This window comes from Rhodococcus sp. LB1, assembly GCF_001583455.1.
GTDB lineage: Bacteria > Actinomycetota > Actinomycetes > Mycobacteriales > Mycobacteriaceae > Rhodococcus_F > Rhodococcus_F opacus.
Genome location: NZ_LTCZ01000029.1, coordinates 1 through 9,506 on the forward strand (window position 1 = coordinate 1; position 9,506 = coordinate 9,506).

Here is a 9,506-nt window from a genome sequence, read left to right on the forward strand (position 1 = left end):
GTCGCTGCCGCATGCGGTCGGTCGACCACGGCCAGTTGAAGCTGTTGCGGCCGTTGACGTCGACGAAGTAGCGATTCGAACGCTACCGGTATCAGTGTCACCCGCAGCGCATCAGCGCAGTCAGTCCACTGATGTCTGATCCACGATCTCTGTGTGTCTCGCGGCCCGCGAGAGTATCCAGCGCAGACACGTTGTCCGGGGTTCTTTGACGTCCTCCCGGTCGTTCACGGCCGGGAGGACGTCAATGTGGTGCACACCGCACCCCCCACACGCTGCGAGTTCGACAGCTATGCGCAATTGGGAGTCGACCGAGTTGTTCTCCTTTTACCGACAGCAGGTGAGACTGAGACGTTGAAGAAGCTCGACGAGTGGTCCGCCTACGTAGGGGAATTCACTGCCTAGACGGGTGGGCCAATCGGCGCTCCGGGCCAGGGAAGCGCTCGCACAGTGCGGGAGTGGGGGCGGTCTTCGCGCACGACCCGTCATGGTCGGCGCACTTGCCCAAGGTGTTAATTTCCGTCTGGACTCCGCGCTTGTTTCAGACGCACCGGGAAGCTACGACGATTGCCGTTCTTCGACAACCCAGGCCGCGACCTGTGCTCGCGAGGTGAATCCGAGTTTGGTGAGGATGTGCTCGACATGCCCTTGCGCGGTGCGTTGGGAGATCACCAGGCGGGCGGCGATCGCCTTGTTGGTCAGGCCCTCGGCGACCAGCTCTGCGACCTGCTGTTCGCGTTTCGTCAAGCGAGTCGGACCCGGCGACGTCGGCTTTCGAGGACGCTCGCCGAGCGCGTAGGAGACAGCGGAATCGAGATCCATGGCTCTGCCGTGGTGCAGGGCCTCCTCGAAGACGTGTTCGGTGAGCATCCGGCGGGCGGACCGCTCGCATTCCTCGTGATAGACGAGCAGGTCGGGAACGAGCACGGAGGGGCTTCCGGCCGCGCGGCCGAGCGCCTCCGCGGCCCCCATCAGTGTGCTGGCACGTTCAGGGTCACTGGTTCCGGCGAGCCACGCGAATGCTTCCAAGCAATTTGCGCAACCGACCGGGTCGTCGACGCGCCGAGCGAGGCGCACTCCATCTCCGAGCAATTCGACTGCGCGACTTTGTGCGCCCAGGCGCCATTGGGCAACAGCCATCGCCCACAGTGCGTAGGACCGATAGACGGATTCACCATGCACCTTCGTGATCGCGAGAACCTCCTCGTAGCATTCGATCGCCCGGAGGGGTTCGGTGTCGAGCACCTGATACGCCAATCCCAGCAACGTCAGAGACTCGATCTGTAGCGCAGGCTCGTTCTCTGCTTCTCGGAACATCGATACTGCCCGCTCCAGACCTGACACCGCGCGCGTGAGATCGCCGCTGAACAACCCGACGATGCCATCGGCGTGGTCGACGATCGCCTGCGCTACCGGGTCGGTGAGTTGGTCAGCGAGGAGGCGCGCCTGCTCGACCAGAGCGGCACCTCGCTGATGGTCCCGCTGCTGTTCAGTCATGAGGCAGTCGGCGTACAGCGCTCTGATGGTGGCAAGGGTGGGATGTTCTCCCTGGCGTGACAGGAATTGGTCGAGCCACCGTCTCGCCTCGCTGAGCAGGCCGCGTGACCCCCAGAGCTGCATCAAGGGGGCGGCGATCTGTAAACCGGCTTCGGCATCATTTTCGGCGACGCAGAAGTCCATCGCGTCCCGCAGGTTCGGCTGCTCACTGCTGAGTCGCGCGATCCACTCGAGCTGCCGGGGACCGATGAACTCGTCCTCGGCGGTGCGGGCCAGCTGGCGGTACCAATCCCGGTGCCGCTGGCGCAGGTCGTGGAAGTCGCCGTTCTGCTGGGCCTTTTCTCGTCCGTAAGCGCGGAGTGTCTCGAGCAGCCTGAAGCGGACGGCGGTGCCGTGCTCTTCGCGGATCAGGATCGACTTGTCGACGAGGGATGCCACCGAGTCCAGCAGATCCCCGGTCTGCACATTGTCCCCGCACACGTGTTCTGCGGTATCGAGATCGAAGCTGCCGGTGAACACCGACAGTCGTGCCCATGTCAGTTGTTCGAGCGGGGTGCACAGGTCGTAGCTCCAGTCGACACATAATCGGAGTGTCTGCTGGCGTGAAGGTGCGGCTCGGCTCCCGCGGGTCAAGAGCGCGTAGCGGTCGGACAGGCGTTGCAGGATCTGTTCGGGCGACATCGCACGCAACCGCGCGGCCGCCAGTTCAATCGGCAACGGCAACCCATCCAGTCGATGACAGATCCGGGTCACCGCGGACTTGTTGGTGTCGGTCAACGTGAATGTCGATACCGCGGTGGTGGCGCGTTGGGTGAACAGCGACACCGCGTCGTATTGGGGCAGACCTTGCAGGGACGGCTCGCGATCGGGGTCGGGGACGGTGAGTGGGGGAACGCGCAGCGTTGCCTCCCCATCTACTGCCAGAGGCTCGCGGCTGGTCGCGAGGATGCGCAGATTCGGGTTGTGTCGCAGTAGCGCTGCGGCGAGGTCGGCCACCGCGTCGATCACTTGCTCGCAATTGTCCAAGATCAACAACAGTTCTCGCGAGGACAGGAAGTCCAGCAGAATCTCGTATAGCGACCGGTCGGTTTGGTCCCGCATACCAAGCGTTGCGGCCACCACGTCGATCAATCGAGACGGAGTGCGGACCTCGTCGAGCTCGACGAGCCATGCTCCGTCGGCGAACTCGCGGCGGATACTCGTTGCAAGTCGAAGTGCGAGACGCGTTTTCCCGACGCCGCCCATTCCGACCAGCGTCAGCAGGCGTGACGATGCCAGCAAATTCTTCGCTTCGGTGATCTCGTGCCTGCGTCCGACGAAGCTGGACAATTCCAGGGGCAGGTTCCCTCCCTCATGATGGGAAGGGCTCGACGCAAACCGTCCATGCGGTATCGGCTCTGGTTCCGGTGCGGCACGCGCGAGCGCCATGTCGTCCGCGGGTAGTCCGCGGCTGCGTTGGAGCTCGCGCAGGTTCTCACCCAATGCGGCGGCAGAGGGTTGCCGGTCCTCGGGACGACCGGACATTGCCTTCTCGATCACACTGGCAACATCGTCTGCGAGGCCTTGATCCCGCAGATCCGGGACGGATTCTGTTGTAATACGAACGAATTGGGCTACCAACTGTTCGCCGCTATGGCGTTCAAATGCGGCGTGGCCGGTGACTGCGCAGAACAGGGTGGCTCCAAGTCCGTAGATGTCGGAGGCCGGGCTCGGGGAGGCGCCGCCGAGGACCTCGGGCGCCGTGAACGCGGGCGAACCGGTCACGATGCCCGTAGCGGTCTCGAATCCACCGGAGATATGCGCGATCCCGAAGTCCGAGAGCGCCGGCTCACCATAATCGGTGAGAAGGATGTTCGCGGGCTTGACATCGCGGTGGACGATGTCCTGACTGTGAGCTGCCTCCAGCGCACCAGCCAGTTTCACTCCTATCCGCAGCACTTCGTCCACGGGCAGAGGACCATGCCGCCTGATCCGTTCGTCCAGGGAACCCTGTGGGTGATACGGCATCACAATGTATGGTTCGCCGCTGTCGGTGACCCCGACCGCGAGGACATTCACGATGTTCGGGTGGCCGGTCAGACGACCCATCGCACGTTGTTCGCGGAAGAATCGCTCCCGGTTCTCCTCCGAGAGATCGTTGGTGAGCACCTTCACTGCAACGGTCCGGTCGAGAGAGGTTTGGGTGCACTGATACACGACGCCGAAGCCGCCCCGCCCGATCTCTTGGGCGTCGTCGAATCCGTCAGCTCTCAGCTCCGAAGTGACCGATGGGGTCACATCGCGGTGGGTCTCGAACGGATCGGTATCGGACATCGTCCAGGTCGATTCATCCGGTCCACGATACGTCCGATGAAATCCACACGGGTTAGCCTCTCGACGACGTGCTTCCCAGGATATCGCTGTCAGCGGCCCTGACGGTGCGGGCTACGGCTCGCAGTCGAACGCTTGGAGTGGACGAAGCGCGCGGCTACGCGCCACGCGACCAGCGCTGTCACCCGCCGCAGCCGCGGATCTGCCGAATGCATCGGCAACCGAGCCGGCGGCAACACCACCCTCACCGGTATGGGAGACATTGCCCGCAGGAGAAGAAGCCGATGGCCATGCGTTGATCGTGACCGCCGCCGGGACCTACACATACACCGTCCGGGCGGGCGTCGACCGGTCCCGTCGACTCGGTCGAGAAACAGGACATGCTGATCCGCTGGGCGCGCCCACATTTGGTGTTCGCCGCGCCGGTGCTGGGCGTTTGCCTCGGGCCAGCGGCAGATAGGAGTGCGTCGGATCTGCTCATGCCCTTGACCCAGGGGCTCTCGGTCCCGGCGGTTCTTCCACCGCACCGCGTACACATCGGTGCGGCACCGCAGCAGGTCGGCGAAGAGCCGGACCTTCTCCTCGGGTGCGGATCGCATGTCCACGGTGCCCCCGGAGTTCCGGTCAGCGCGCCCTGATCTGGATCGGCGGCGCGGGCCTGCTCGATCCAGCAACCACCGCAACCTTGCATTGTCCGCTCGCAGGGTGTCCAGTTCTTTCGGATAGCGTTGAAGCACGTGGTGGCGTCGCGGTGGTGGCCTGGTGGGTGCCGGTACCTGTCGAGCGTGTGCTTCGCCCGGACGCTGGCCCCATGGCCGCAAGTGCACGGGCCCGTCGACCTGAGATGCACAACAGTGCACAAGCGGGCTAAGATGTGCATATGAGGTCGGTGGAGAAGGTGGATTCGCTCGACGCGCTGCTTGCCAAGCATCACGTCGACCTCACCGCCCGTGAGATGCTTCGCGAACTCGACGCTGCACTCACCGCGGTACCCGCCGCGTCGGACACGTTGTCGGCTGGAGAGATCGAGTTCCTCCGCACGCACGCGGGCGAGGGCGTCGGCGAAGTCCTCGACCAGTGGTCGTCGGTGGCCGAGATCCGCGCTCGTGCGGTGGAGATCGCGCGGCAAACGGTGACGGCGCTCGCGGATTCGTTGGACGTCAAGGAGGCAGCGGCGCTGCTCGGTATCGACAGGTCGGTGGTGTCCCGGCGGCTCACCGCGCGCACGCTGTGGGCGTTCGATCTGCACGGGCACCGCCGCATCCCGCGATGGCAGTTCGTCGGTGACGATGTCTTGCCGGGGCTTAGTACTGTCGTGGCGGCCATCCCCTCGACCGCCAGCCCCGTGTCGGTCGCCGCGCTCATGCACACCTCGCAACCCGACCTCGGCGACCGGACCCCGCTCGAGCATCTGGCCGCGGCGGCGGACCCGGCACCTGTGGTCGCGCTCGTGGAATCCCTCGACACCTGGTGAGCGGTCGGCACCCGAAGATTCCGCGGGCACCGCGGACCCCGCTCACCGTTGCTCCGGAGGACATGCTGGCCTACGACGGTGTGCTGTGGCGGATCCACCGCACCACCGGTCCTCACGTGGTGTCCTGGCGGACTCTGCGCACCTACGGGCCGATCGCGTCCATGCGCTACGACCCGCACCCCGGCCCCGCCACGGCAGCGACCACCATCGGGGTCCTCTACGCCGCCTGCGATGTCGCCACTGCGCTGGCCGAGGTGTACCAGGCGACACGGACGATCGACACCGCGATCGGGGCGCCTGCCCTGACAGGGTGGCGCCCGACCCGTCCCCTGAATCTGCTGAATCTCACCGAAACCTGGCTGGTACGTCACCACGCCTCGTACGCACTGCTTCACGGACCGCGCACTGTGTGCCGAACGTGGGCGCGCACCATCCACCTGACATGGCCGCACCTCGACGGTCTGTACGTACCGTCCACCATGACCGGCCGTCCGAACGTCGTGCTGTGGAACCCCGCCGCCGACTCGTTCCCCGCCGACCCCGCGTTCACTCGACCACTCGATCACCCGCGCGTGCGGCCCATCCTCCGCACCGCCGCACGCACCATCGGGTACGCATCGACGGTCTAACTCTGTCCCGGCCCGCACCGATCGGATTCGACGGGATCGTCGTCGCCGTGGTGGGTGCGGATCGCCGCCATCCCGAGCGCATACCGCACACCGCTGACCGTCGAGCAGGCGCTCGACGCCGCCTGAAGCCTGGTTGGGTCAACCGTCCGCGGTCGTGCCGGTATCCGAGTCGGACACCTCGCAGCGCTACGAACCCGGTGGACAGGCACGGGCATGGGCGGAAAACCCGCTCATCGACTCTCATCGACGCCCACCGTGCCGCCCTCCCTCGCCCTCGCGCAGCGGGCCACGGTCGTCACCGTTGGGCAACGACGTCGCCGGTTTCGGTGCGTGGGCGGCAGCCGGAATCCTAGAGTCCTAATGCCTCCCGCAGTCGCCGTGCGCTCATCGCCCCCGGCCGCTCCTCCTGGGGGAAGGAGTCGAGCAGCCGGATCAGGTCGTCGCGGCGGGTGGGGTCGGCGGCGCACTCGCGCGGGGTGTGACCGCCGAGGGCGGGGATCGAGTCGTCGAGCCACTGCTGCTCGTATCCGCGGATGTGCTCGTCGAGTGCCGCCGCGATCGCGGGATCCTCGGGGTCGACGGGGTGTGTCGGCCGAACGTTTTCCTGCGCCTGAGCCATCAGCTCCGCCGCCGGTGTCCGGGTCTGCTCGCGCAGTCTCGCCCCGGGATCGGCGGCGCCCACGGCGTCGACCAGCGACTCGAAGCGTGGCTCGTTCATCGCCTCGACCTCGAGCACCCAGGGGTCGGTGCCGGGGGCCAGGTTCAGCACTCCGAGCACGCTGCCCTGCTCGGTCCAGGTCCACCGGTCTGCGTCGGCGGCGCCGAAGCGGCGACTGAGCTTGCGCCGGATCCCGGCGGTGTCGGCCACCTCGAACACGGCCCGGCACGCCACCATCGGGTGCCCGTCGGGGGTGACCAGCCGCGGCGGCGCGAACCGGGCGCTGAGGAACTCGACCAGCTCGTCGGGGTCGGTGGATTCCGAATCGAGCAGCTCGATCAGCTGACCGCGCTGTCCGGGCTCGATCGGTTCGATGCCGCCGAAGATCTGCATCGTGGACCCGGCGGGAACCACTCGGGCGCAGAAGAAGTCGCCGGCCCGCAACTGCCTGCTGGCGGCCGCCTCGGTGACCTCCAGGCGGTCGCCGGTGCGCACGTCGCGCAGCGTCAGCCCCTCGCCCGGACGCACCGCCTCCACCTCGTGCACCGACCGCTCGGCGAGCAGCCACTGCTGCGCGAGGAGCAGTTCGTCCGCGGGCAGCAGCACGCCGCGCTCGGCGACGAACCGCGCGAAGGCTCCGCATTCGGACATCACCACATCCGCGACCAGCGGGTCGTCGAGTGCGTGATACAGCGCGAACGGATCGTCGTCGTGCGCGGACCGAATCTGGGCGAGCGAGATCAGCAGCGGTCGCCACTCGATGCCCTGCGCGAACGAGCCCGCCTTCTGGTACAGCCACCCAGCCCGCTGCTCGAGTGGGTGTTCGGCCTTGCCGAGGTGGCACGCCTTGTATTTGCGCCCGGATCCGCACCAGCACCGATCGTTGCGCCCCAGGTCCGGCCGGTCGACGGGAAGAAACGATTGGAGCAGGTCGTACAGGGGTTCGCGATACGCACCCTCGACCCGGTCGAGCAGCCCGATCGCCCGCACCGCGTCACCACGATCGGACGCGAAGCGGGCCAAAGCCTCGAGCGCCTCGTCCCAGTTCGGGTCCACGGCCAGGGCCCGCTCGTAGTGCCGCTCGGCGTCGGTGGTCCGTCCGTCGAGTTCGGCCGCCTTGCCCGCCAGCCAATGCGCGGTCGGGGCGATCTTGCGGGGACCGCGGTCGCGGAGCACCGCGGCAGCCAGGCGCAGGGTTTCGGTGCCGGCGCGGCAGGTGGCGTACGCCTCGCCGAACGCGGCGCGGGCCGCGTTCGGGCGGGTGAGCCCGGCGAACCGGTCCCTCGCGCTCGTCACGACCGCGTCGACAGCGCGCTCGCGCTCGTCGTCGGGGGTGCGCTCGAGCACGCCGATCAGGGCGATGAACGCCATGACCGCTTCCGTCTCGTCGTCGGTGAGGTGGTGAGCCGCCGTGACCGTCGCGGCGTGCGCTTTCCCGCGATGGGCGGTGAAGTCGAATCCCCGGACCGCGATGTCGTCGCCGTCGCACACGTATCCGGCGTCGGTGATCAGGTCGCCGAGCGGTGTGGTCGGCGCCGCGAACAGGGACCGGTCGTCGGCCATCAGCTGCCAGATGATGGTGTCCAGGGGCTCGGGGCGGTCCATCGGCACCAGGTCGGCCAGTGCGACAGCGAGATCGGGTGCGGGTGCGGGTGGGGTCGCCGCGGCGGTGAGTCGCAGCTCGCCGTCGACGAAGGCGAGCGCGACCAGGTCACCGGCCCGGAATTCGGCGAGTGCGTCCGGTTCGAGCAGCAGCGCCGCGTCCGTCGGCCAGTCGGGATCGTCGACGCCGCGCTCGTCGAACACGTCGTCGTCGAGGTCACGGAAGAGGGTGCTCAGCCCGCCTGCGGCCGGGTCGTGGTCGTCGAACGGCAGCAGGGGCGTCAGGTCCGGGTGGGCGTCGAGGATGCCGGAGGAGATTTCCGTGTCGGTGAGCCGGTGGGTGAGCACGCGTCCAGCGAGCAGGGCGTCGAGGGCCACGCTGCGACCGTCCGCCAGGTAGCCGAGCCGGGGATGGCCGATGTACTCGGCGAGTTCCTCCATGTCGGCGAGATAGCCGTGCCCCTCGGCGACCAACCGCCGCGCCCATTCGTCGGGATGCATGGGCCCGTGCTCGCGGAGCAGGACCATGGCGGCTTCGGCAGTGGGATCTGTCGGATCGGTCACCGGGCCAGGGTATGCGATGTGTCCGGGCGTCTCGTCGAAAGGAGCGTAAGCGTCGCTAGGTGAGGGATTCGGCTGCTCTGCGGCGCAACAGTTCACCCAAATGGCGTCGCTGCGGCGCGCACGATTCCGTCAACCGATTGCCTGGCAGCGACGAGCCGAACCCGAGCGTCGTCCACCGCTGGTAACCACGCCCCAGCAGATACCTCCGTCGGCCGCGACGGTGTGTCCGCCCAATGGACGAGGGGTTGTCAGCGAGACTTTCGGCAACGATCCACCGTCAACACAAGGAGGGTAGGGTGCCCAGCCTCATTTTTAACGGTGTCACCTACGGAATCAGCCAGACCCGGTTCGAGGCCACCCGCGAGCTGCTCGCACGGTTCGCCGAGGGACACACCCTCGGAGTGGCGATGTCCCTCACCCATGACGGCGCCCGACACCACCTGTACATCACCCCTGGGGTACCGATCACGCTGGTGGAATGACGACTCCGCAGTGGTCGCCTCATAACGGTTTCCGGCGGGGACACTGCCCGGGCAGTGTCCCCGGCGTTGGTCGTCACCAGCGGCGTCAATGCCCTCGGCGGGAGGTAACACCCGGCCACAGTCTGGCGCAACTCTGCACGCAAACATGCCAGCGAAAATACGGGTAAGAAGGCGCGTAGTGGGTAGGGTGATGTCCGCGCACGTACACGGGTGGCACACCGAACACGAGTGGGTGGGGATGGCGAAGGTAGGAAATTCCGAAGGCGGCGCCCGCCGCCGCCCGACCGGGGCCG

Annotated in this window: 5 protein-coding genes and 1 pseudogene; 4 read left to right on the forward strand and 2 right to left on the reverse strand. The window is 67.1% G+C overall.

The window, feature by feature from the left end:
* Positions 1 to 555: 555 nt before the first annotated feature.
* Positions 556 to 3,807, reverse strand: coding sequence for a protein kinase domain-containing protein (locus AZG88_RS05810; protein WP_061697180.1), 3,252 nt, complete (start codon positions 3,805 to 3,807; stop codon positions 556 to 558).
* 175 nt (positions 3,808 to 3,982) lie between these two features.
* Between AZG88_RS05810 and AZG88_RS53360 the strand changes: the two are divergent.
* The 3 genes and pseudogenes from AZG88_RS53360 to AZG88_RS05820 all read left to right on the forward strand — a co-directional run.
* A pseudogene (locus AZG88_RS53360) lies at positions 3,983 to 4,202 on the forward strand (hypothetical protein); the annotation flags it as partial.
* 482 nt (positions 4,203 to 4,684) lie between these two features.
* Positions 4,685 to 5,278, forward strand: coding sequence for a helix-turn-helix domain-containing protein (locus AZG88_RS05815; RefSeq protein WP_061697181.1), 594 nt, complete (start codon positions 4,685 to 4,687; stop codon positions 5,276 to 5,278).
* On the forward strand, positions 5,275 to 5,907 hold the full coding sequence (locus tag AZG88_RS05820) for an RES family NAD+ phosphorylase (protein WP_061697182.1): 633 nt from the start codon (positions 5,275 to 5,277) through the stop codon (positions 5,905 to 5,907). Before AZG88_RS05815 ends, AZG88_RS05820 begins: the two co-directional genes overlap by 4 nt.
* Before the next feature lie 349 nt (positions 5,908 to 6,256).
* Here the strand turns inward: AZG88_RS05820 and AZG88_RS05825 are convergent, their stop codons facing one another.
* Positions 6,257 to 8,731, reverse strand: a complete 2,475-nt coding sequence (locus tag AZG88_RS05825; RefSeq protein ID WP_061697183.1) for an SEC-C domain-containing protein — start codon at positions 8,729 to 8,731, stop codon at positions 6,257 to 6,259.
* A 296-nt stretch (positions 8,732 to 9,027) separates the two neighbouring features.
* On the opposite strand from AZG88_RS05825, the gene AZG88_RS05830 reads away from it, so the two are divergent.
* On the forward strand, positions 9,028 to 9,213 hold the full coding sequence (locus tag AZG88_RS05830; RefSeq protein ID WP_061697184.1) for a hypothetical protein: 186 nt from the start codon (positions 9,028 to 9,030) through the stop codon (positions 9,211 to 9,213).
* Positions 9,214 to 9,506: the final 293 nt, after the last annotated feature.

Bases quoted from the DNA above. Each gene is read 5' to 3' on its own strand.
- AZG88_RS05810 (WP_061697180.1), bottom strand. From the start codon at position 3,807: ATGTCCGATACCGATCCGTTCGAGACCCACCGCGATGTGACCCCATCG.
- AZG88_RS05815 (WP_061697181.1), top strand. From the start codon at position 4,685: ATGAGGTCGGTGGAGAAGGTGGATTCGCTCGACGCGCTGCTTGCCAAG.